The sequence below is a fragment of the Fervidobacterium sp. genome, assembly GCA_026419195.1.
Lineage (GTDB): Bacteria > Thermotogota > Thermotogae > Thermotogales > Fervidobacteriaceae > Fervidobacterium.
The window spans coordinates 123,017-146,238 of record JANZZV010000005.1 but is presented as its reverse complement, the minus strand read 5'-3'; the positions used below and the strand labels follow the sequence as shown (position 1 = coordinate 146,238).

The following is a 23,222-nucleotide window of genomic DNA, read 5'->3' as shown; positions in this document are numbered from 1 at the left end:
GAGCCTCCCTCACCATAATTAGAATTAACTTAGATACTTACTTTCCTATCCATTTGTTGTAGTTTGTTTCGATTAATCTTACTGCTTCATCAACTGTTAGTTTATTGTAGAACAAGTCTTTGAGTAAAGAGTTAATTTGATCGTTTGCGGTTGCGAATAATCCTGTTGGTGTTGAAACCTTCCAAGGTACACCGTATTCGGCACCTTTGTAGAATACTTGTTTAATAGGATCTTTATCTTGCGCTGCTATTGATTTTCTTGACGCAAGCACTCCAGCGCCTTCAACAAATATCTTTTGACCTTCTGTTACCAAGAACTTGAGAACTTCCCAAGCGGCATCTTTGTTTGGAGTTGCCCTGTTAATTGACCATGCAACTGTGTAAATCATTGTTGCTTTCTTTATTCCTTTTGGCATCTCAACTATACCCATTTTCTTAAATGTATCTGGGAACGATCCTTTCATGAAACCAACTGTCCATGGACCTTCCATAACAACAGCGCACTTTTCTGTAGCTATAGCTTCGCCAAGCCAACCAGAACCAAGTGCTGATGGTTCTTTTGCAACTTTGTGCTTTACAACAAGATCAATGTAAAATTGGATCGCCTTTTTTGAGTTTGGTTCACCAAGGGCAGTGGAAAGATCAGGTTTAACAAGTCTTCCACCGAAGCTGATGATGAATGGTATAAGTCTGTTAAAGTCGGGAGCAAGCCCAAGTGGAGTATCATAACCAGCTTTCTTAAGCTGGAGGAGTTTGTTAAGGAATGTATCCCAAGTTTCATCGTTTGTAAGGTATGGTACTTTGTATTTATCGAATATTTCTTTGTTGAACCAAAGTGCAAGTGTTGAGAAGTCTTTTGCTATACCATAAAGTCTGTTTTGGTATTTGAATGCATCAATAAGTGATGTGTAGAAATCGTTCAAATCAAAGTTATCCCTTTTTACGTATGTATCAAGTGGAAGCAATACATTCGCTCTTGCAAGTTCTTCGAAAACGTAAACATCAACGTAGAAAATATCTGGACCTGTACCACCCGAAAGTCTTGTCATAAGAACTTGTTTGTAATCGCCAGCGATAGGTTCCCAAACTACTTCGATGCCTTTTTGCTTGCCGATCGTAGAGTTGAAAGTTTCGACTGCTTTTTTGATAGTAGCTTCTTCAACAGGGTTTCCGGGCCAACCAGAGATAGTTACCTTTGTTGCCGCCATCAAACCAACTGAGAGTAAAACTGCCAAAAGTACCGTTACTAACCTTTTCATACCCTTCGACCTCCCTCTTTTGAAGTAAGGAACTTTTTTGTTCCCCTAAGAATCAATTTAGTTTTTACCACTTCAGAACTCACTCTTTTATTTAAAGAAAGCATGTGCAACTTATGTGCTACCTTCTCGCCAATTAGCTCTATGTTCTGGTCCACTGTTGTTAGACCTGCTATTTCCGACAAAAGAATATTGTCGAAACCAACTATAGGTATGCTTATTCCATCTTCTTCACATGCTCTCAAAGAAGCGTAAGCCATCACATCGGAAGTACAAAAAATCCCATCTATCTTTTCAATATACTTTCTTACAATTCTCTTAACCAATTCATCGTCATAATAAGCATATTCTTTAAATATAACTATTTCTTCATCCATTCCTTTCAGTCCAGTTTCAAAACCAGCGTAGCGTTCACGTTCAAAAGGCAAAGAAGGATCACCACCAACAAAAAGAAGGCTTTTGCATCCAATTTCTTTAAGATGTTCCCCAGCTTGGTACCCACCCGAAAAATTATCAGAATCTACAAACACAAAATTGTTCTTGTTGTTTCTTCCAACGCATACAAACGGGATTTTCATGCTATTTAATAGCTCAACTCTTGGATCGTCATCTTTTAAATCCATGAGTATAAAACCATCGACGAGTTTTGAAAGAACAAAGTTTTTATAGTAATCAATAACATCACCATCAGTAAAAACATCAACAATCAACTTAAGCTTGTGTTTTGAAAAATAATTAACAGCTCCTTTCAAAAATTTGGCCACGTAGGAATCTTCAAAAACTCTCTCAACTCCACTCATTACAGTAAGTGCAAAAACACCCGTTCTTTTTGTTCTCAGAGATTTGGCAACTGCATGTGGTGTATACCCATATTTTTGCGCTATCTCTAAGACCTTTTGTCTTGTTTGCGGATTCACCTTCTGTGGTTCGTTGAAAACTCGTGATATTGTCGCTACGGAAACCCCACATAAACTTGCAATTTCTTTTATTGTCATACTGATTTTCACCTTCTTTTACCTTTGTTGTTTATTAATGTAATCGATTACAGTAATCGATTACATTGCTAATATATCACTATTGTGGCAATTTTTAGAAATCTATTCTACCGTGACTAATAACGGAACTTTCTCTATTCTGGTATTTTTTTTCTCCTATCTTTGTTGTTCTTTGTTTTTCCTGATTTTTCGTGGTAATTTATAAGCTATCTAAGAGGAAAGTTGCGAATGGAAGGGCGAGTTTAAGTAGGGGAAACTTTTAGTTTTTCATGTCTTTTTAGCTATGGACAAAAGATAATCTACAATGTCTTGAAAATTCATTTTTTCTTTTACACCCTGTCTAAGGAATTTATTTATTTCGTCAATTAATTCTATAGATTTATCTATTTTTGGGTTTGTTCCTTTTTTATACGCTCCAACATCTATTAAATCTTTTGCATCATAATATGTAGCCATGATGTCTCTTAAAATTCGGGAAGCTTGTAAATGTTCAGGCTTTGCGATATCTGGCATAAGCCTACTTATGCTCATCAATACATCGACGGCAGGAAAATGGTTCATTTCAGCAAGTTTTCGAGATAATATTATATGTCCATCAACTATACCGCGTACAGTATCGGAAATCGGTTCGTTGAAGTCATCAGCTTCTACAAGCACGGTATATATACCAGTTATACTTCCTTTATCGGAATTACCAGCTCTTTCAAGTATCTTTGGAAGTTGTGCAAAAACACTTGGTGGATATCCCCTCGTCGTTGGTGGTTCACCAATGGCAAGTCCCACTTCTCTTTGAGCCATTGCCCATCTTGTTAGGGAATCGACCATTAACATAACGGTGTAACCTTTGTCTCTAAAGAATTCAGCTATGGTTGTTGCGGTTAGTAATGCTTTAATTCGTAGTAACGCTGGTTGGTCAGACGTTGATACAACAACAACTGAACGTTTTATTCCATCTTCACCTAAGTCTTTCTCCAAAAATTCTCTGACTTCCCTTCCTCGTTCGCCTATCAGAGCTATTACATTTATATCAGCTGTTGTATTTCGAGCTATCATACCAAGCAATGTACTCTTTCCCACTCCACTACCAGCAAAGATTCCTATACGTTGTCCTTTACCGAGAGTAAGGAATCCATCTATAGATCTAACTCCAACAGGCAGAGGTTCAAGGATGCGTTTTCTTACAAGTGGGTTAGGTGCTTCGTTTATGATTTGTCTATATTCTTTCAAGATCAATCTTTTTCCGTCGATAGGTCTCCCAAGTGCATCGATAACTCTGCCTTTTAATTCTTCACCAACTGGTACACTTACAGTCCTTCCTGTTCTTATCACTTCACAACCTTTTTTCAAGCCAGTCACATCTTCAAGTGGCATTAAGACTGTAAAATCCTCTTTGAAACCAACTACTTCAGCAAGCACCTTTTTGTTACCGACTAATATTTTGCAAAGTTCACCGAGTGCAGCGTCGGGTCCTCGCGATTCTATTGTTAGACCTATTATTTTTTGAACCTCACCTATGTAATCGTATGGATTTATTTTCTTCACTTTGTTTTGTACAATTTCAAGAATTTTTATACTCTCACTTATCTTGCTCGTAATCTCAGCACCTCACTTTTCCGTTTTAAATACTTCTTCGAATATTTCATCGAGTAATGTGAACTGAAATTTTAATGTAGTATCCATGGTACCCAAGTCTGTTTCTGCAATTACACCGTACGAAACGGAATCGTTTGGAACTATTTCGTATCCCTTTGATTTTATTTCATTGATTAGATCTTTTTCAAGTAGATTTAGATCGTCCGGGTTGATGTGTATTCTCACTTTTGTTGCTCCAATAACGTGAGCTAATACTTTTTCTAATTTCCTTTTTGTAACCTCTGGATCTATTTGCTTTTCAAGAAATTTTTCTATCAGTGTGCTGCTAATATTTGACAATTTTTCTGCGTAATTGGACAATAGCTCGTCAAAAATATTTTCGAAAGACTGCAGTATTTTTATCATCCTGTCCTGGTATTGTTTTTTGCTTATTTGAAGCTCTTGTTTTGTCTGTTCCAAGATGTTTTGTGCTTGTTCGTTTGCTTGTTGTATTATTTTGTTGTACTCTTCCTGAGCTTGTAGTATTATTTCGTTTGCTTTTTGTTGGGCTTGAAAAACAATTTGCTCAGCCTCTTTGTTTGCTCGAGCAACCATTTCCATTAATTCTTTTTGTTTTTCATCTTCTTGTGTTGACTCATTTGTTTTCAAATGGTCTACTTTGGCTTCAATTCTTAACGGTGCATCAAGGTAAACAAATCTTTTGCGAATTAGCACCCATATCAACTCCTAATTAAACTCCATTTCGAAGATATTATACCACATGTTAATGAAAAGATCTTGTAACACTTAATAAAAAACGCTGGGAAGGTATCCCCAGCGCTTGTTTATCTTGTTTAATACGTGAATCAATATTCAAGTTGTTTAATTCCCTTTTCAATTATTTCCTTAGTGTCTTTAGCTATCATTAATTCCTCGTTAGTTGGTACGATCAGGACTTTAACTTTTGAATCCGGTGTTGAGATAATTCTTTCTTCACCTTTCACATTGTTTTTCTCATCATCTATCTTTATTCCGAGGTATGAGAGATAATTTTCGCATACCTCTTTTCTTGTCACGGGTGAATTTTCACCAACGCCCGCTGTGAAGGCAATAGCGTCAACACCATTCATCGCCGCTACATAAGCACCTATGTATTTGGCTATTCTGTATTCGTATATGTCTAACGCTAATCTACACACTGGATCTCCTTCAAGTGCTTTATCCTCTATATCTCTCATGTCTGAACTAAAACCATCTGTTAGTCCGAGTACCCCACTTTTTTTGTTCAATATCGTGTAAACTTCTTCTGCTGTTAATCCTTCTCTTTCCATTAGGAATGTGACAATCGATGGATCAATATCTCCAGAACGAGTTCCCATAACAAGACCTTCAAGTGGGGTGAATCCCATTGATGTATCGATGCTACGTCCATTCATAACTGCAGCAACGGATGCGCCATTACCAAGATGGACAGTTATTATTTTTGATTTATGATAATCAAGTCCCAGTATCTGGGCAGTTCTCATTGATACATATCTATGGCTTGTACCGTGAAAGCCGTATCTTCTGATCTTATATTTTTTGTAATATTCGTAAGGAATTGCATAGAGATAAGCCTTTGCTGGCATTTTGGAATGGAAGGCTGTATCAAAAACGGCAACGTTCGGGACATTTGGCAAAAGTTTCATCATTGCTCTTATACCCATTATATTTGGTGGATTATGCAGTGGTGCAAGGTAAGAATACTCTTCGAGAGCTCTCATGACTTCATCATCTACAAGTACAGAACCGGAAAATTTCTCCCCACCATGAACTACTCTGTGACCTACGGCATCGATTTCTTTCAAATCCTTTACACCGCCAAGTTTTTCGTCAACAACAAGTTCAAGAACATATCTGAGTGCCTCTTCGTGGTCTTTCATCGGTTTCTCGATGACTGTTTTTTGATCATCTTTTTTGTGGACTATTCTGCTACCAGGGATTCCAATTCTTTCTGCAAGTCCTTTACAAAGAACCTGCTCTGTATCCATATCAAGAAACTGGTACTTGATTGAAGAACTTCCACAGTTAACAACGAGTACTCGCACAAAAAATCCCTCCTGTTATAGGCGATAAAAATTTCATGCTTTGCCTGCACATCCAAGGAACTCGAGTCTATTCATCACAACTTCTTTTACAAGTTTTTTTCCTGCTCCAAGGTAGTGTCTTGGATCGAATTCTTTTGGATTTTCTTTCAAATATTTTCTGAGCCCGGCGATAAAGGCTATTCTTAAATCTGTGTCGGTATTAACTTTGTTTATACCAAGCTCTACGCATTTTTTCAACTCTTCTTCAGGTACTCCTTTTGCACCACCAAGATCTGCACCGTATTCTTCCGCCATCTTTACATATTCCGGAAGGACACTTGAAGCTCCGTGTAAAACAAGAGGTATTCCGGTGAGTTGCTTTACTTTTCTAAGTCTTTCAAAATCAAGCTTTGCTTCACCTTTAAACTTAAACGCACCGTGGCTTGTGCCAATAGCTGGTGCAAGGAAATCAATGTTTGTCTCTTCCACAAATAGGTTTGCCTGATCAGGATCCACAAGTACATTTTCAGCCGCTGAGACATTGTCTTCGACCCCTGCTAATTGTCCAAGCTCAGCTTCTACCGAGACACCTGCAGCATGGGCAATCTTAACTATTTCTTTTGTTTTCTTAATGTTTTCTTCAAAAGGTTCTTCTGAGGCATCAATCATTACAGAAGAATAACCTGCCTTTATCGCTGCTATTATATACTCAAAGTGCTTACCATGGTCAAGGTGCAACGCAATTGGTATATCAACACTATCTGCAAATAATCTTACTAATTCGACAAAATATCTTGCGCCCTTAAATATGTCACCGTTTCCTGCATACTTTATTGCACCTTCGCTTGTTTCAATGATCAACGGTGCTTTTTTCTCAACTGCTCCTTCCAAGATAGCATGGAAAAACTCCATGTTGTTGATGTTAAAAGCTGGGACTGCATAGTATTCTTTACTTGCCTTTTCGAGAATATCCTTTGTGTTAACGTACATACTTATCTACCTCCTTAAGAATACTGAGAATATTACTACAGCAAAATCTTGTATAATTATACCATACAAGATTTTATTAAGAAAGAGAAAACTACCTGCCTTAATCGGCAGGTAGTTTTCTTTTTTAGTGTTTATTCATTCTGAATTCTATAGGCTTCTCTATTTTTAAACGCTTCGTATTCAAGATCTGATAATTTCTCAAGTTTCTCTTCGATTTTCTTTATTTCATTGATACTGGACTTTGTGGCTGGCTTTTTTGGAGCAAATGCTACACAACTATCTATGTAAGGTTGTATAGAGATGTCAAAAGTACCTATCTCTTTTGCTTTGTTTGCTATTTCTAACTTGTCAAAACCCACAAGCGGTCTTAAGATTATAAGTGAACTTGCTTCTTCTATTGCTGCCATATTTGTTATAGTTTGACTTGCCACTTGTCCAAGGTTTTCACCTGTGACAATTGCTTTGGCTTTTATCCTTCTTGCTATCATACTTGCAATTCTCATCATTGATCTTCTTTGGAGTACAAGTGAGTACTCATCTGGTGCATTTTCTTTTATGTACATCTGTACGTTGGTAAGAGGGACTATCCACATTCGTAATCCATTTGGAAGGTACCTACTCAGTACTTTACCTAGGTCGAGTATCTTCTGAACTGATTTTTCGGTGGTCATAGGTGGACTTAAAAATGTGAGTGTTTGTAATTCCAACCCTCTTCTCATAGCGTACCATCCTGCAACTGGACTATCTATTCCACCACTTAGAAGTAGTAAAGCCCTGCCAGAAACGCCTATGGGAAGTCCACCAGAAAGATAGTTTTTACCTGTGAAGACAAAGATTTCCTTTTCTCTAACGTCTATTCCTATTTCAAAGTCAGGATTGTGCACATCTACTTTTATACCAGGTATGTTTTCATAAACAAATGCACCTATCTTCCTATTAAGTTCTATACTATTCAACGGAAAATCTTTGTAACCCCTCTGAGAAGAGATCTTAAAGCTCTTTGCTCCCTTTTCTACTTGAATCTTAGCCAATTTAAGGGCAAGGTTTTCTACTTCTTCCAAGTTGTGTGGTAGAGCATATCCTAAGCTATAGTTTTGAATTCCCATAACATACTTTAATCTTTCTTCGAGTGCTGTTGGATCGTTTTTACCTATACGCACTATTATTCGACCATACCTTTTATTAACGGCCGCTGGTCGGACTATTTTTATAATATTATCTATAAGTTTCTTCTCGAAAAACTCGCGGTTTTTACCTTTCAAACCGATTTCTGAATATCGTACAACAAAAACCTTCTCCATTCTCAATCCTCCGATTCACGAGCTTAGTCTTCTAATTTTGATATTTAGTTACTTTCTTTCGTATAATCCTATAATTTCTCCTTGAGCAATTATATGACTTTTCATAGCTTTTTCAAGGTCTACCTTCTTAACTTTTCCTTTAAGATCCAATACTACATCAAGTGCGTAAACTTTAAAGTGGTAGTGATGAATTCCGTGGCCTTTCGGTGGACATGGACCATTGTAACCTACCTTACCAAAGTCGTTGTACCCTTGCATAATACCTTGAAAATTTTCCACTTTTTTGATACCTTCTTGGATTTTTACTGTTTGACTATTCACAGGGATGTTCCAAGCTACCCAATGAACGAATGTGCCTATTGGTGCGTCAGGGTCATCGCATATTACAGCCAATGTTTTGGCATTTTGTGGAATGTTGGATACAATGAGCTCTGGGTTAATATCTTCACCCTCACATGTGTACTTTTTTGGAATAAATTCGCCATGCTTAAACACACTTGTTACTGTAAGCATTCCCTTCACCTCCTTCTGAACAGTTGCAGGTAAGGTAATGGCTGATAAGGTAAAGACAACTATGAATATCACAAAACCCAAAAATCGAAACATCAAAACCACCATCCATTTAAACAAATTCAAAAGAAATTATACCACTGAATGGTTGTAGTGAGACCTGCAAGTAAATTAAAATGTTAAGAAATATTCATGGTTGTTTTCCAATGTCTTTTTTTAGTTTGGTATATAATTACATTATAGCAGCGTAGATATTCCAGACACGTCATTTGTTTTATGATTAATTGGAAGAACTTTTTTGTATCCACAATTTGTGTGAGGTGATTTGTGTGGAAAAAGTTATTGCTATAAGCGGTGGTGGAAGCAATATAGGAAAGGGAATCGCTTTGCATTTTCTTAATTTAAACTGGAATGTGGCAATAATAGATTTCAATGAGAGATCACTTGATAACTTTCCAAAGGCAAATAACGTGCTTCTCTATCATGGTGATGTTTCCGACGAATATGCGGTTAGCGAATTTTATCTGAAAATAAAAGAACAATTTGGTCGACTTGATGCGATAGTTAATAATGCAGCCATTGGTGGTTTCAAAGATTTCCTTAGCTTGACTGTATCTGAATGGAGGAGAGTTATAGAAGTAAACCTAACAGGTTACTTTTTGATGGCAAGATTTGGTGTTCCTCTTATACTTGAGAACCCAGGAAATGGTGCGATAGTCAATATTTCATCGACACGTGCACTTATGTCTGAACCTGGCAATGAGGCTTATAGTTCTTCAAAAGCGGGGGTACTTGGATTAACTCACGCACTTGCAAATTCCTTAGGACCAAGGATAAGAGTGAATGCTATTTGTCCGGGTTGGATACTGCACTATAATGAAGAGATTTCAGATAAGGAACACAAACAACATTTGGTTGGAAGGGCTGGAAAAATAGAGGATGTAGTTAACGTTGTGGAATTTCTCATCGATAATTCGAAAAGTGGATTTATAACTGGACAGTGTTTTATTGTTGACGGTGGAATGACAAAAAAGATGATCTATATTTAGGGGGAGTTCTAAGTGCTTAAACAAACCATACACTTTCTTGAAAATTTCAAGTTCACTATAATATCGAGTTTGTTATTGATATTATCAATCATATTGATATTAAATTATGCAAGAATAGAAACAAGGATAGAAACATTTTTACCAGGTTACAAACCTGGTAGACCCATAACAGAGATTGAAGATCCAGCGGTTCAGAATATGATCCGTATGTCTTTGAAATTTGGCGATAAAGAAAATATATCAATTATTTACAAATCAGAAGTACCATTGAATATGCAGGGTTCACTTAAAGAGCTTAGAAGACTTCAATCAAAGATAGAAAGATTAAAAAATGTTAGAGTAGTAATATCGATACTCAATTACCCGGGTAGTGAGGTGTATATTGAAAATGACTCTCTAAAGCTGTCCCAGTTACCTGAACACATGAAAACTTTTGTTTCTGAAGACGGCTACTATGCAATGTTACTTGCGATAGTTGATGTTAATGGACAAGTTGAACCAATCGTGAGAAAAATTACAGCGGAACTGAAAGACGAGCCTGTTATAGTACTTTCTGAAGCGTCAGTAAATAATAAACTATTTGACGAGTTAAAGCGATCAATGTTTTTTTACCCTGTTGCCATGTTTGTTGTTATATTACTCATATTTTTTTATCAAACTCAATGTATTAGAGCGGCGGTAGTGTCTTTGTTCATACCAATACTAGCTTCAATTTACACTTACGCTATTTACTTTTCAGTTGGTGGTGTTGTTAATATACTTACTGCAATGGTACCATCATTTTTGATAATAATAGGTTCTGCTTATCCATTGCATTACTACAATGCAACGTTTAGAAGTGACGATGTGAGAAAACACATCAGTATTCCAATATTTCTATCTATGCTCACCACCGCTATCGGATTTATGTCGTTTGTATTCGTAAAAATACCTGCTTTCAGAGAATTTGGTATCCTTGTATCGATTGGATTGTTGATTGATTTTGTACTGACTATAACAGTTGGGCATGAGCTATTACATTTTGCAAAAGCTAAATCGAAACGAATACCAAAGACCTTTGGAATACGTTATTTTGGTCACAAAGTTGCGATACTTATTTTAACCTTAACCTTAATATTGGTTCTTTCCTCATTGTTCCTAATTCCTAAAATAAAAGTAGGTCTTACAAGCACGGATTATTTTGCAAAGAATTCAGATATAAATAGGGGATACAAGATTTTGGAAGAAAAATTCAAAATGAGAGATAGTATATACATCGTTCTTGAGAAAAAAACAGGTGTATTCTTACCGTTTGACAATTACAATCTTGATAAAATAATCTCTGAACTTTCCAAGTCAAAATACATATCAAGTATTGATTTTCCAAGAAACGTGCCTGTCACCGTACTTGTTTTAGCTTCGAGAACCCAACCGATGCTGAAACATTACATTGCAGACGGTAAGACAATAAGACTGTCTGTTAATTTAACGACAGAAGGTAACGAAAATCTTGAAAAAGTTTCTCAGCTCATACGTGAGGTGCTGGAACAGTACAGCTATAGTTATTACTTAGCTGGGGCACCATTTATTTGGAAAGCAGTAAATGATAATATACTTATTAGTCAAATTCAGAGTTTGGTTGCCGCCCTTATAATCGTATTTATAACTATCTTAGTAGTTTTCAGAGATTTCTTGGAAAGTTTGAAACTTGTTTTGCCCGTTGTTTTTGCAACCGTGCTTAACTTTGTGTACATGTCTTTGTTCAATATGAAACTTGAAATTTCTACCGCACTAACATCGAGCATAATTATAGGTTTAGCCATCGACTATTCAATACATATAGGACATGATTATAATAAAAGTAGTAACATTCTAACTTCTGTCAAGAATGTTGGACCTGCAATCGTAGGAAACGCGTTGGGAATTGTTGGTGGATTTCTGACTTTGCTTTTTGGTGGTGAACTGGCACTTTTCAAAAGAATTTCTATTCTTGTTTCGCTTGGCATAACAACAGCCACAGTTCTCACACTTACGATGTTACCTTTCATGCTTTCGTTTGAACAAATAAAGGAAAAGCTGAAAATTCTGAAATCTGCAAGGAGGAAGAGATATGAGAAAAATTAGACTGGCTCTTGCACAGATAAATCCAACTGTTGGAGATATTGAGGGTAATAAAAATAAAATTTTAAGCTATATCAAAAATGCACTGGAGTATAATGCGGATGTGATACTGTTTCCGGAACTTTCAGTTCCTGGTTATCCACCTGAAGATCTTCTTTTCAAACCACATTTTATTACTGAGAATATTCGTGCGGTTGAAGAAATTGCTGCGCAAGTACCTGACAGAACTGTAGTTTTAGTTGGGTTTGTAGATGAAGATAGTGATATTTATAACGCAGCGGCGGTGATAAGTGGTGGCAAGGTACATGCAGTGTACAGAAAGAACTACTTACCAAATTATGGTGTTTTCGATGAGATGAGATACTTTCAAAAAGGTAGTAAAGGTCTTGTTGTAGATCTGTATGGAGCACGTGTAGGAGTTACAATTTGTGAAGATATATGGTATCCTGGTGGACCAGCAAGGTTGGAATCATTAATTGGCGAGGCACAGATCATACTTAACCTTTCAGCTTCGCCATTTTATATGGGAAAACTTGCTTGGAGAGAGCGAATGCTTTCTGTTAGGGCAAACGATAACCTTGCCGTTGTTGCTTATGTGAATTGTATAGGTGGACAAGATGAACTTGTTTTTGATGGTGCAAGTTTGGTTGTAAATGAAAAAGGAGAGGTAATAGGTAGAGCAAAACAATTTGAAGAAGATTTGTTAATTGTTGACGTTGATTTAGTGAATATAAATAAAGCTCGTTTGAAGGATCCAAGAAGAAGACAAGATAAACACATCTTAAAATCTTCATGTGAAGAACTGGAAATGGTGAGTATACCGATAAGATATCACGAAGAAAAACGAAGGATTGAAAACCGAATAGAAGCTCCTCTCGACACTGTTGCAGAGGTGTACAATGCGCTTGTACTCAGCACAAGGGATTATATACACAAAAACGGAATGAAAAAGGCGGTAATAGGTCTTAGTGGTGGTATAGACAGCAGTCTTGTGGCTTGTATAGCCGTTGACGCACTTGGTTGCGAAAATGTTATTGGAGTATCCATGCCAGGTCCATTTTCATCACATCATAGTAAGGAAGATGCTAAAATATTGGCGGAGAACCTTGGGATAAAATACTTAACTATACCGATAACTGATATATACAACACTTATTTAAAGACATTGCAACCTGTGTTTGAGGGTATGCCATTTGACATAACAGAGGAGAATCTCCAAGCAAGAATTCGAGGAGTTATACTAATGGCTTTATCAAATAAGTTTGGTTGGATTGTACTAACAACTGGAAACAAAAGTGAAAGTAGCACAGGATATTCAACATTATATGGAGACACAGCTGGTGGATATTCTGTTATAAAAGATGTGTACAAAACATTTGTTTACAAACTTGCAGAGTATGTAAATAAGAAGACAGGAAAGGAAATCATACCAAAACGCGTGTTTGAAAAAGCACCAAGTGCAGAACTTAGGGAAAATCAAACTGATCAAGATAAATTACCACCTTACGAAACACTTGATCAAATCCTTAAGCTTTACGTTGAAGAAGATCATAGTATAAACGATATTATAGAAGAAGGATTCGATGAAGGAACGGTAAGAAAAGTAGCCTGGATGGTTGACACCAACGAATACAAAAGAAGGCAAACACCTCCAGGTCCAAAGATCACACACAGAGCTTTTGGAAAAGACAGAAGATTACCTATAACTAATGCATTCAAAGAATGGATAAAAAAACAATAGGATAAAGTGACGTTAAAAATTATAAGGAGGTAAATAGAAGTGAATAGAATATTCTCCATAATTTTGATCATAGTCTCTATAATACTTTTGAGTATCTCTTTTGCAACTTTCTATGTGTGGAATAATTCAAGAGAACTAACCACTGTGCAGCAAGAAAACAGTCAAGATAAAAGTAACCATGAAATGTCGAATAAAGACGAAAAATTTGATGCAAGCTCAACCATAGATATAAGATCGTTCACTTCAAAAAGCCATGATTTTCAGACCACAAATGAAAAAAAGGAGACATTCACGGAATTAATAATTGAGGTGTCTGATACTACAAACAGCAAGACTTACTCCGACACAGGAAGTACGACTTCCAAAACGGAAAGTGTTACAGCACATGAAAGACAGGATATTTATTCAACTTTTCCGAACGAACAGACAAAAAATCAAGATGTAACTACGGAAACCACGAAAACAGAGAGTATGATCGATCTTAGAAAAAATGATAATGCTAACGATGAAATTTTTTTCACCAGAGCACGCACAAATGAAAAAGTCATATTTATTACTATCGATGATGGTCCAGGAAATTACACTCCGCAGATATTAGATTTACTTAAACAATATAACATAAAGGCAATCTTCTTTGTATCCGGGGATACTGTCTTGGGTTATCGAGAACATTTGAAAAGGGAATACGAAGAAGGACATTCAATAGGTTCGCACACTTATTGCCACAGATCATATTATAAATTACAAAAAACAGCTGATTTAGAAACACTCAAGGAAACTTTGAGAAGTGATATAGAAAAAACTGAAGAGAATATAAAAAAAATAATACCAGAGATAAAAATAAGATATCTCAGAATGCCGGAAGGGTATTCTAAGGACTGGGTTAAGGAAATTGCCAAAGAATACGGTTATAAGATAATCAATTGGACAGCTGGTTACGACTGGTTCCAGGAACCTGTCGAACAGACTATCGAAAGATACAAACAATCCTTGAAACCGGGAGGTATTTATCTATTTCACGACGGCAGAGATAGGGGTCTAAAGACTATTAAAATATTATCGGAGTTGATACCTTACGCCATATCACAAGGTTACAGATTTGGTGATCCGGAAGATTATTTTTAGTTCGCTTTCGCTATCATAGAAAATTTGAAAATTCACCATTTTCTGCTTGTATAGCAACATCGAGTAAGATATTTATATAATCTTTCCACAATTTTGCAACATACATTCTTGTATAACCTTGGGTATCACATTTTTCATACAACTTTGGTACAAGCATTCGGCAACTTTCTGGTCTGTTTTCAAAACTCAGTTCACAACCAGACTCAGTTAGAAACGTGCATATTCCGTTGTAAGTATGATCAAAAACAACATTTTCAAAACCTTTGACGGCAGGTCTTACGAAGTAAAGATTATTCTCTTGATTTATCCAATCCACGGTCCATCTACCTGAAATAAGAGAATTCAATAAATTTTTTCTCAGCTTTTCAAGATCCGGTGCTCCGAAGTCTTCTGGGGTGGCGGGTCCAGGAAATGTTTTACAACATTTTCCACCACAGACCTTGCAAATATTGTTTATTTCAACACCTTTCTTCATACACGTATCTACCTCCAAATCGATGTGAGGTGAAGTTGTGAAGACATTTATTCCAGATAAATATCATTACATGCCATCTAAAAAGATATTTCTTGCACGAGCGGGCGCAAGATACAAAAGTGTGATAAACGATGAAAAATTAATGGATTTTGTGAACAAAGTGTACTTGATAGGTCTTTCAAACGCCGCCCCTATTGTATACTGGGATGTATTTGACAAAGATAGTATACCAGACGGTGCAATACCTGAAAAGTTTTCAAACTACAAAAAATTCATTATCTGTGCCTCAACACTTGGTGATAAATTTGATTTAGTAATTGACAAACTTTCCGAAGAGTCAACTATGATAGGTATGTTACTTGATGCTTGGGGCAGCGAAGCACTTGAAACCTTAAATGACTATTTTCAATTTCATTACTTGCAAGGTCTTTCGATTAAAACAAGCATGAGATTTTCGCCTGGATATGGTGACTTAAACATAACTGTGAACAACATTTACGTTGAGCTTCTTAACATCGCGGAAAAAGTGAAAGTTAACAGATTTGGTGTAATGCTTCCGCGAAAAACTACAACATTTATTGCAGGTATCAATGATTAGCCCTGTGTGAAATCACATTACAATCTGGACACCCATTGTGCTCGAATTGTAAAGTAACATGATTTATACCAAAATCAATCAAAATCTTCTCAATACCTTTTTGAACAACCATAGTTGTGCTTATATTCATATCTGTTTTCAAATTGACGTGTGCTTCAAAGAAAACAATATTATCATCAAGATTCCATATATGAACATGATGAACATTTTCCACCTCTGGAATTTTTCTAATTTCTTCAACAACCTCATCTATGTTTATATCTTCTGGGGATGACTGCATCAAAATCCTCAAAGTTTTTAGGAACATTTCAACACTTTCTTTTCCAATGTAAAAAGCAATTCCTATAGTTAGAATGGGATCTATCCTATAAATCTTAAAATAATGAACCATCACAGAACCAATTATCACCGCTACAGAAGAAAGAGAATCTGAAAGCATGTGCAAGTATGAAGATTTTATATTAATATCTTTGCTGGAATGGGGTTTCAAAAACAGCATGCTTAAAACATTTGAAAAAAGACCAATTCCACCGATAATCAAAACGATTTTTGCATTTATTATTTGTGGATTTATAAGTCGTTCGATGGCTTCTTTAGTTAAAAAAGCAACTATTATCATCAACACTGTTGAATTTATAAATGCTGCTAAAATCTTTGCCCTCTTGTAACCAAATGTGTTTCTCTCATCTGCTGACTTCTTAGATATTTTGTGTGCAAAATAACTTATGATTATTGAAGAAACATCACTGAGATTGTGCATAGAATCGGAAAGCAACGCAAGACTACGTGATATTAAACCACCAACAAATTCCGATCCTGTTATCAAGAGATTAAGTAAAACAACGTACAAAATCTTGGAACTTGTTAAAGTGTGAGTTTCGTGTTGATGAATGTGTTTGTGATCTACATTTTTTTCGTTGTGAATGTGACAATTATCTGACCTTTTCATAAATTTCGACTCTCCTTTAGCAAAGAATAAAAAATTCTTTTACCCGTGCTTTTGATGTTCTATAGCTTGGTCGATTATCCGCACAACGTGTTCATCATCCAAAGAATACAGGACTTTTTTTCCAACTTTCCTATACCTCACTACCCTACCTTGTCTCAAAATTCTCAGCTGATGAGATACTGCAGATTGGGAAATTCCTAAATTTTTAGATAGCTCTGAAACGCTTTGTTCAGATTCTTTTAGACAAATAATTATCTTCAGCCTTGTTGGATCAGAAAGTAAGGAAAAGAACTCTGATATATCGCTCAAGTCTTTGTTCAGTTCAAAAAACAAAAATACCACCCCCACATTCGCTTGTCAAATTTATTATTGAACATATGAGCATATATTCATGTATAATTATAACCCGTAACTCATGCGATTGTCAACCGAGAAATTAGATATATAATATATTCAAAAACCTGGAGAATTTGGGAGGTTGTACAACAAGGAGGCGATCGGATTTGACAAGAGAAGAATTCTCAAAAATTGTTGAGAATCGAATACTTTTCTTAGATGGTGCGTATGGAACTGAATTGTTCAAAAGGGGATACATTAAAGGGAAAGAACCAATAGAGATTTTAAATTTGAAAAATCCTGAAGCTGTTTTGGAATTGCAGACTGAATACGTTAAAGCTGGAGTTGACTTTCTCCTAACGAACACCTTCAGCGCCAACAGGCATAAATTGAAAAAGCTGGGTTACGAAGATTTCACCTGTGAAATCAATGTACAAGCTGTCAAGATAGCAAAACAAGCGGCAGGTAGTTCTAAAAAAAGAGTTTATATACTTGGCGATATATCTTCTGTTGGTGAAATGCTTGAACCAATTGGTGAACTGAGCTCACGCTATGTTTATGAAGTATTTAAAGAACAGGTAAGTCTTCTTGTTGAATCTGGTGTAGATGGAATAATAATAGAAACTATGACAGACATTAAAGAGTTAAAGTTGGCTTACTTAGCAGCAAGAGATGTCTCCAATGATATACCTATCCTTGTTAGTATGACTTTGGAAGAAAATGGTGTTTCTGTAACAGGAACAAGCTTGGAATTATACGTAGCACTTTTCAACGATTTGGATGTTGATGCAATTGGAATAAATTGCACGCTAACACCAGACAAAATGACACCTTTGGTAAGAAAACTATCACTTTTTTCAAGGAAACCAATATTTGCCGAACCAAATGCTGGAAAACCCACACTTTCGACAGATGGAAAGCTTACTTACAAGACCACACCCGAGGAGTTTGCTATGCACATCGAAGATTACGTGGAACTTGGCGCTAACATCGTTGGGGGCTGCTGCGGGACGGCACCCGAGCATATTAAATATATGGTTAATTTCATAGGAGATCGAGAACCATCGAAAAGGCAAGTTCAACAACTGAAAGTGGTAACTAATAGAACCCATATGTCTAACATCTCGCCTTTCTTGATAATAGGTGAACGAATAAATGCATCGGCCAAGAAGAAATTGCACTCACAAATAAAAGAATACAACTTTGAAAGTGTTATAAAACTCGCAAAAGATCAAGAAAGAGAAGGTGCTCAGGTACTTGATGTTAACCTTGGACTTGAGAATGTGCTTACGGATGAACACTTTAAGAAAATTGTTCTTGAACTTGACAGAATAGTGAGTTTGCCATTATCACTTGATATACAATTCAACAATTTTCTTGAAGCTGCGTTATTTGAATATCCTGGTAGGGCTATAATCAATTCATCAAAAGCAATCAGTAATGAGCTCGATGAAAAAATCAAGCTTTTAAAGAGGTACGGTGGTATACTAATAATTCTCGCTATGGACAAAAAGATTCCAGACAATGCGTTCGAGCGATACACAGTTGCCAAAAAAGCAGTTGAGTATGTGGAATCAAGAGGAATAGAACGCTCTAGAATCTTCGTAGATCCCATCGTTTTACCAATTGGGGCAAATCAGGACTACAATGTTACCCTTGAGACAATAAAATTACTGTCGAATGATGACATACAAACATCCATCGGACTTTCCAACTTCAGCTTTGGAATGCCAAACCGAGAGCAACTAAACGCATCTTTTCTTGCGCTTGCCATGCATTTTGGATTATCAGCAGCGATACTCAACACAGCTGAAATAACAACTATGACCGTCCTTAGCGGGATGAAAAGGATCTTAAAAAAGGAATCGTTGATTGTAAATACGCATGTAACACAAAACGAACTTGCAAAATTATTATTGTCCGGTGATATAATAAATTCTGAAAAATATATTATGAACCACCTACCAATGATGAAGCCAATTGAAATAGCACAAACGATACTTACAAACACTATGGAAGAAATAGGAAACTTGTACGCGCAAAATAAAATATTCTTGCCTCACCTAATACTCGCGGCAGAAACAGTCAAACCCATATTCGATAAGTTACTTAGCATGATAGAAGACAAAGAATCTGTAAAACTTGGGAAAGTATTGCTAGCAACAGTAGAAGGAGATATACATGATATTGGTAAAAAGATAGTAGCTACTATTCTTGAAAGTGCAGGTTTTGAAGTGATAGATATAGGCAAAGATGTACCAGCTAGTACTATCCTTCAAAAGGCAAAAGAGTTGAAACCAGACATAATTGGACTATCGGCAATGATGACAACAACGGTTCTTCAAGTTGGTGAAGTTGTAAAAACGTTAAGACAAGCTGGTATAGAAATACCTGTGATCGCCGGCGGTGCATCTATGAATGAAGAATTAGCTAAAAGATTCGGTAGCTATTATGCGAAAGATGCACAACAAGCTGTTGAAGTGTGTAAAAATATTTTAGGAAAGTAAAACTATGAAAATTTGATAATCAAAAATATTTGCTGTTTGTCGTTGATTTTGCGCATTTCATCATTAAAAGACTTCGGAACATTCCAAATTGTTGTAATATTTTAAAAATTTATGGTATAATAAAATCGAACATCTAAGCTTAGGGAGGTTGGGATTATGAAGAAAGGTTTCACGTTGGTAGAACTTTTGATAGTTTTAGCAGTTATAGCAGCACTTATGGCAGTTGCAACACCACTTGCATTAAATGCTGTTAGGAACGCAAAAGCAAGCCAAGTTGCTCAAAACTTCAGAAACCTTAAAGCAGCTATTGAAAACTACTGGAACACACAAAAACCAACAAACCCAACAGCACAGATAGGTACTGCTGAGCTTGTTCCCGGTTATATAAACGCTATACCAGCTAACTTTACTATTGGTACGCCAAGTTCAGTTACTGGACAACCGGGTACTTACAGCATAACTATTACATACTCAGGCCAAGATGTAGATATAAACTTGGTGAGAGCAAATGGAATGGGAGAAGTTACTTCTTCAGGTAATAACATTGTGCTGACATTTAATTTGCAGAAATGGTGGTAAGTTGAAAAGAATAAAAAACCATCCCCTTTTGGGGATGGTTTTTTATTTCTTTAGCTTGTTTTTCAAACTTTCGATAATTTCGTAATGGTTTTTGAACATCATGTATCTTTCGAGGGCAAAAACTGATTGATTGGATTTACTATCGAGTATTGCTGAAAGTACGTTACCTACTTTCCCAAAAATGTCTAAGGAATTTGTTAGGCTTAAAGATGAAAATGTTATCTTTTGTATGTGTGGTTGCATCAAAGATTTCCAAGGGCTGTTCAAACCAACAAATGGCCACTGTGAGATGTCTTTCTTTGTAAGTAAATCGATGTAGCTATTTATGTACTTTTTGAAATCATAGTTTGTGAGCTTTTCGAATGCTTCCTTTCCTGAATCTTCTAATTCGTTAATCAATTCGTTTATAGCATTGTTTGCCAACTTATTTTTCAGCGAGCCTTTAAGTCTTTTGATTACAACATCTTGGAGTTTTTTATAAGAATCTTTGTAAATTTTCTTATTTTCAAGACGCTGGCACGCTATTGAGTAACATTCGCGATATGAGTCTAAAATCTCATTTATTAACTTCTCAGCTTTTTCTTTATCTTGATTATTAATTTGTTTTACTACCAACGCGTGGAGGTAAGATAATACTCCATCTGGAATTGTGGGAATATTTTGTTTTTCTAAATTTAAGCACGTTTGTATTTCCTTTTCTGCTATGCTTTTCAGAGTTTTGTACAAGAGGTCAAATGAGTCAACCCTACTCATTAGTACAAAGCTTGCGATGTTTCTGTGCATATCTTGATTAGATATACTGGAAAGCTCTATATCAAGGTTTTTATAAGCCGGATAAGTGAACCATCCGCCGCTAATAAGGTAAAACAACCTGTGTCCATTCTTGGTAAGCTCTTGGAAATAATAGTTTTTCTTCTCTAGAAGTGTTGCCTTTACCGTGTCATCATTTGTAAATTTCCTTAATTCATCTAAGGATTCGCACAAAACCTGGTATCTTCTTGAAATAAGACTATAAGTGTTTGGTTCCGCGTATCTTTTCAACGCCATAGAGAATAAGGATAAACTATCAAGTGATGCTTGGGCTTTTGAGAGGTTTTCAGTGAAATTTCTACTTTTGAGCAAGTAAGGATGCTTTTTTATGTATTCCAATAAAAACGTCAAGTCGGTTCTTTTTTCGTTTTTGTCTATTATCTTTTGCAGTCGGTCGTAATCTTGATTGAGTATCTTTTCGTAGTGTTTTTCCATATCGCGTGATAATTTATCTATTCTTAAAGGATGGTACGCAAAGCCAGAAAAATAAAACATCGACGCTCCATTAGTTCTGTCAAATTTTATACTCGCCAAAAAGGCACTTTCCCCATGCACATATGCTTGCCGTATTTCCCTCGTAATAGTACTCAGTTGAGTATGTAATTCTCTCTTGTTTTTCTCGTATTCACTTGAGTTAATTTTATTGTCCTTTTTTAAGTTTTCGAGTTCTTCCAACTTACTTTCTGTCGTTTCTTTCTGATCTTCGAACGTTGAGAGGAATTCATTAGCCACCCTTGCTCTGCCGTAATAATATTCTGAAAGATAGTGTGTTGTTCGAAAATATGCACCGGATAAAGCTATTGATAAGATGACCAAACAAGTTACTGTTTTTATTTTACCAGTCAGTTCTATTTCTTTCATTTTAACTTTGTTGAAGTACACTCCTAATCCTGTACTTATAATGAAATTTGCAAGCAATGAACTTGGTAAAACTTGAACTATGGGAGAAAAGAACGCCTGGACTGCAAACGAAGTAACAGATAGTATCAAACAAACAAATAAGATCAAGTCATCCATGTTGTTATTTTCTCTTAGGACAGACAGGTTTTTTATAACATATATTAGTAGATATAAAAACAAGGTTAATATTATAACAAATCCCAATATTCCTGTTTCCGATAGAATTTGTAAGTAATCATTGTGGACACTATCGAAAGGTTGCCATGCGAAATTGTATTCTGGTTTGCTGTTTGCAAGATCCGATATGACGTTTGAACCAAGTATCTGATAAGTATTTATGCCATTACCTAATAATTTATGCCTCTGCCATAATTTGATTGCAGAAATCCATGCGAGTAGTCGTATGGTTAAGTCACGATTTATTGTTTTCGATTCCAGCCTCTCTGTTAACGTTACTCCACCACCACCAAGATCACCATAATTGTTAACTACCGACGGAACAAGGTAAAATAAAACAGAGACCATGGCAAACCAAAGGAGTGCGATTGTCAAAAGACCAATTTTCAGGTAATTAAGATAGCTTCTTATTTTAATCATGAGTTTTTCTTCCCTATTTAAGCTAAACCAAATAGTTAATGTGACCAGGATAATAGTCTGCAACAACCACGCTATAAATTCCGCTCTCACTTGGGCAATGGTAAGGATAAAGATATAAAGTAGGGCGTTTAGCAAAGCAAAGAGTTTTTCAGCAATCAGAGAAAAAGGTAGCTTACCATAACTAGTATGTTCATCTGGTTGTCCTTTAACTATGAAGTAAAAAGATATTGGTATTAACATGTTCAAGTAATTTGCCACAAATATAACGTTTCCGATAGTAGATTTTATTCTATCTCTGTATAGCAACCCTTCCACAACACCTAAAAATATGTCGTAGGAGGTATAATAGTTAAGAACACCGTTTAAGGCTATAACAAAACCTGTAATTAGAAATATGAGAAGGTATTTTTCTATTCTTTTTTTGTCATTCATAAAGTTTGTTATAAAAAACGATAGTAATACATTTAGCAATATATAAAAAGCTACATCCACAGATCTTCTAAGAAAAGCTGGATAATTGATTGCCACGTTTATGCATGATAAGAAAGCAACATACGAGAATGAAAGCCACAATACATGGGCAAAGGTGATCCTAAACTTGATGGATTTTTTTTCTATACTGAATATAGATAAATACAACGCAAATACTGCTATAAAAATACTTAAGATAGCATATTTCGGTGTACGCATGTTAACTGAATAGTTTATATGTGAGAACAACGCTGTAAGTATTATCCCTATATATGCTGTTATATCTACAAGCAAGT

19 protein-coding genes are annotated in these 23,222 nt (G+C 36.0%); 7 read left to right on the top strand and 12 right to left on the bottom strand.

Annotated elements, in window-relative coordinates; translation table 11 throughout:
- Positions 1-37: 37 nt before the first annotated feature.
- The 8 genes from N2Z58_05530 to N2Z58_05495 all read right to left on the bottom strand — a co-directional run bounded on the left by N2Z58_05530 (position 38) and on the right by N2Z58_05495 (position 8,785).
- Positions 38-1,258, bottom strand: coding sequence for an ABC transporter substrate-binding protein (locus N2Z58_05530; GenBank protein MCX7654116.1), 1,221 nt, complete (start codon positions 1,256-1,258; stop codon positions 38-40).
- Positions 1,255-2,250, bottom strand: coding sequence for a LacI family transcriptional regulator (locus N2Z58_05525; GenBank protein ID MCX7654115.1), 996 nt, complete (start codon positions 2,248-2,250; stop codon positions 1,255-1,257). The genes N2Z58_05530 and N2Z58_05525 overlap by 4 nt, the downstream gene beginning before the upstream one ends.
- A 267-nt stretch (positions 2,251-2,517) precedes the next feature.
- Positions 2,518-3,816: a flagellar protein export ATPase FliI gene (fliI, locus tag N2Z58_05520; GenBank protein ID MCX7654114.1), complete on the bottom strand. Its 1,299-nt coding sequence runs from the start codon at positions 3,814-3,816 to the stop codon at positions 2,518-2,520.
- A 39-nt stretch (positions 3,817-3,855) separates the two neighbouring features.
- Positions 3,856-4,557: a FliH/SctL family protein gene (locus N2Z58_05515; protein ID MCX7654113.1), complete on the bottom strand. Its 702-nt coding sequence runs from the start codon at positions 4,555-4,557 to the stop codon at positions 3,856-3,858.
- A 131-nt stretch (positions 4,558-4,688) separates the two neighbouring features.
- Positions 4,689-5,909: an acetate kinase gene (gene ackA, locus N2Z58_05510; protein ID MCX7654112.1), complete on the bottom strand. Its 1,221-nt coding sequence runs from the start codon at positions 5,907-5,909 to the stop codon at positions 4,689-4,691.
- Positions 5,910-5,942: 33 nt separating this feature from the next.
- Complete coding sequence (gene fba / locus N2Z58_05505; GenBank protein ID MCX7654111.1) at positions 5,943-6,878, bottom strand: class II fructose-1,6-bisphosphate aldolase; 936 nt, start codon at positions 6,876-6,878, stop codon at positions 5,943-5,945.
- 131 nt (positions 6,879-7,009) lie between these two features.
- Entirely contained in the window at positions 7,010-8,179 is a 1,170-nt protein-coding gene (gene thiI, locus N2Z58_05500) for a tRNA 4-thiouridine(8) synthase ThiI (protein MCX7654110.1), read from the bottom strand.
- Between the two features lie 48 nt (positions 8,180-8,227).
- On the bottom strand, positions 8,228-8,785 hold the full coding sequence (locus tag N2Z58_05495) for a YbhB/YbcL family Raf kinase inhibitor-like protein (protein ID MCX7654109.1): 558 nt from the start codon (positions 8,783-8,785) through the stop codon (positions 8,228-8,230).
- A 233-nt stretch (positions 8,786-9,018) separates the two neighbouring features.
- Between N2Z58_05495 and N2Z58_05490 the strand changes: the two genes are divergently transcribed.
- The 4 genes from N2Z58_05490 to N2Z58_05475 are packed head-to-tail and all read left to right on the top strand — an operon-like array spanning position 9,019 to position 14,704.
- Entirely contained in the window at positions 9,019-9,738 is a 720-nt protein-coding gene (locus N2Z58_05490; GenBank protein ID MCX7654108.1) for an SDR family oxidoreductase, read from the top strand.
- A 12-nt stretch (positions 9,739-9,750) separates the two neighbouring features.
- Positions 9,751-11,841: an MMPL family transporter gene (locus tag N2Z58_05485; GenBank protein ID MCX7654107.1), complete on the top strand. Its 2,091-nt coding sequence runs from the start codon at positions 9,751-9,753 to the stop codon at positions 11,839-11,841.
- Positions 11,828-13,579, top strand: a complete 1,752-nt coding sequence (locus N2Z58_05480) for an NAD+ synthase (GenBank protein MCX7654106.1) — start codon at positions 11,828-11,830, stop codon at positions 13,577-13,579. The genes N2Z58_05485 and N2Z58_05480 overlap by 14 nt, the downstream gene beginning before the upstream one ends.
- A 39-nt stretch (positions 13,580-13,618) precedes the next feature.
- Positions 13,619-14,704: a polysaccharide deacetylase family protein gene (locus N2Z58_05475; protein MCX7654105.1), complete on the top strand. Its 1,086-nt coding sequence runs from the start codon at positions 13,619-13,621 to the stop codon at positions 14,702-14,704.
- A 13-nt stretch (positions 14,705-14,717) separates the two neighbouring features.
- On the opposite strand, the gene N2Z58_05470 is transcribed toward N2Z58_05475, so the two are convergent.
- On the bottom strand, positions 14,718-15,179 hold the full coding sequence (locus N2Z58_05470; GenBank protein MCX7654104.1) for a YkgJ family cysteine cluster protein: 462 nt from the start codon (positions 15,177-15,179) through the stop codon (positions 14,718-14,720).
- Positions 15,180-15,216: 37 nt separating this feature from the next.
- Here N2Z58_05470 and N2Z58_05465 point away from each other — a divergent pair, with 37 nt between their 5' ends.
- Complete coding sequence (locus tag N2Z58_05465) at positions 15,217-15,777, top strand: methionine synthase (protein MCX7654103.1); 561 nt, start codon at positions 15,217-15,219, stop codon at positions 15,775-15,777.
- Here N2Z58_05465 and N2Z58_05460 read toward each other — a convergent pair.
- Positions 15,767-16,726 (bottom strand): cation diffusion facilitator family transporter, encoded by a 960-nt coding sequence (locus N2Z58_05460; protein MCX7654102.1) that lies wholly within the window; start codon positions 16,724-16,726, stop codon positions 15,767-15,769. The two genes, N2Z58_05465 and N2Z58_05460, sit on opposite strands and share 11 nt — an antisense overlap.
- Positions 16,727-16,765: 39 nt before the next feature.
- Positions 16,766-17,059: a metalloregulator ArsR/SmtB family transcription factor gene (locus N2Z58_05455; protein MCX7654101.1), complete on the bottom strand. Its 294-nt coding sequence runs from the start codon at positions 17,057-17,059 to the stop codon at positions 16,766-16,768.
- A gap of 170 nt (positions 17,060-17,229) precedes the next feature.
- Here N2Z58_05455 and N2Z58_05450 point away from each other — a divergent pair, with 170 nt between their 5' ends.
- Complete coding sequence (locus N2Z58_05450) at positions 17,230-19,569, top strand: homocysteine S-methyltransferase family protein (GenBank protein MCX7654100.1); 2,340 nt, start codon at positions 17,230-17,232, stop codon at positions 19,567-19,569.
- A gap of 156 nt (positions 19,570-19,725) precedes the next feature.
- The gene (locus tag N2Z58_05445; protein MCX7654099.1) at positions 19,726-20,148 is read left to right on the top strand and encodes a type II secretion system GspH family protein; all 423 of its coding nucleotides are present in this window, start codon (positions 19,726-19,728) and stop codon (positions 20,146-20,148) included.
- A gap of 42 nt (positions 20,149-20,190) precedes the next feature.
- Here the strand turns inward: N2Z58_05445 and N2Z58_05440 are convergent, their stop codons facing one another.
- Entirely contained in the window at positions 20,191-23,220 is a 3,030-nt protein-coding gene (locus tag N2Z58_05440; protein ID MCX7654098.1) for an O-antigen ligase family protein, read from the bottom strand.
- Between the last annotated feature and the right edge of the window lie 2 nt (positions 23,221-23,222).

Coding starts and splice junctions, on each gene's coding strand:
- N2Z58_05525 (MCX7654115.1), bottom strand. CDS start 2,250: ATGACAATAAAAGAAATTGCAAGTTTATGTGGGGTTTCCGTAGCGACA.
- N2Z58_05480 (MCX7654106.1), top strand. CDS start 11,828: ATGAGAAAAATTAGACTGGCTCTTGCACAGATAAATCCAACTGTTGGA.
- N2Z58_05530 (MCX7654116.1), bottom strand. CDS start 1,258: ATGAAAAGGTTAGTAACGGTACTTTTGGCAGTTTTACTCTCAGTTGGT.
- N2Z58_05460 (MCX7654102.1), bottom strand. CDS start 16,726: ATGAAAAGGTCAGATAATTGTCACATTCACAACGAAAAAAATGTAGAT.
- N2Z58_05470 (MCX7654104.1), bottom strand. CDS start 15,179: ATGAAGAAAGGTGTTGAAATAAACAATATTTGCAAGGTCTGTGGTGGA.
- thiI (MCX7654110.1), bottom strand. CDS start 8,179: ATGGAGAAGGTTTTTGTTGTACGATATTCAGAAATCGGTTTGAAAGGT.
- fba (MCX7654111.1), bottom strand. CDS start 6,878: ATGTACGTTAACACAAAGGATATTCTCGAAAAGGCAAGTAAAGAATAC.
- N2Z58_05445 (MCX7654099.1), top strand. CDS start 19,726: ATGAAGAAAGGTTTCACGTTGGTAGAACTTTTGATAGTTTTAGCAGTT.
- N2Z58_05495 (MCX7654109.1), bottom strand. CDS start 8,785: ATGTTTCGATTTTTGGGTTTTGTGATATTCATAGTTGTCTTTACCTTA.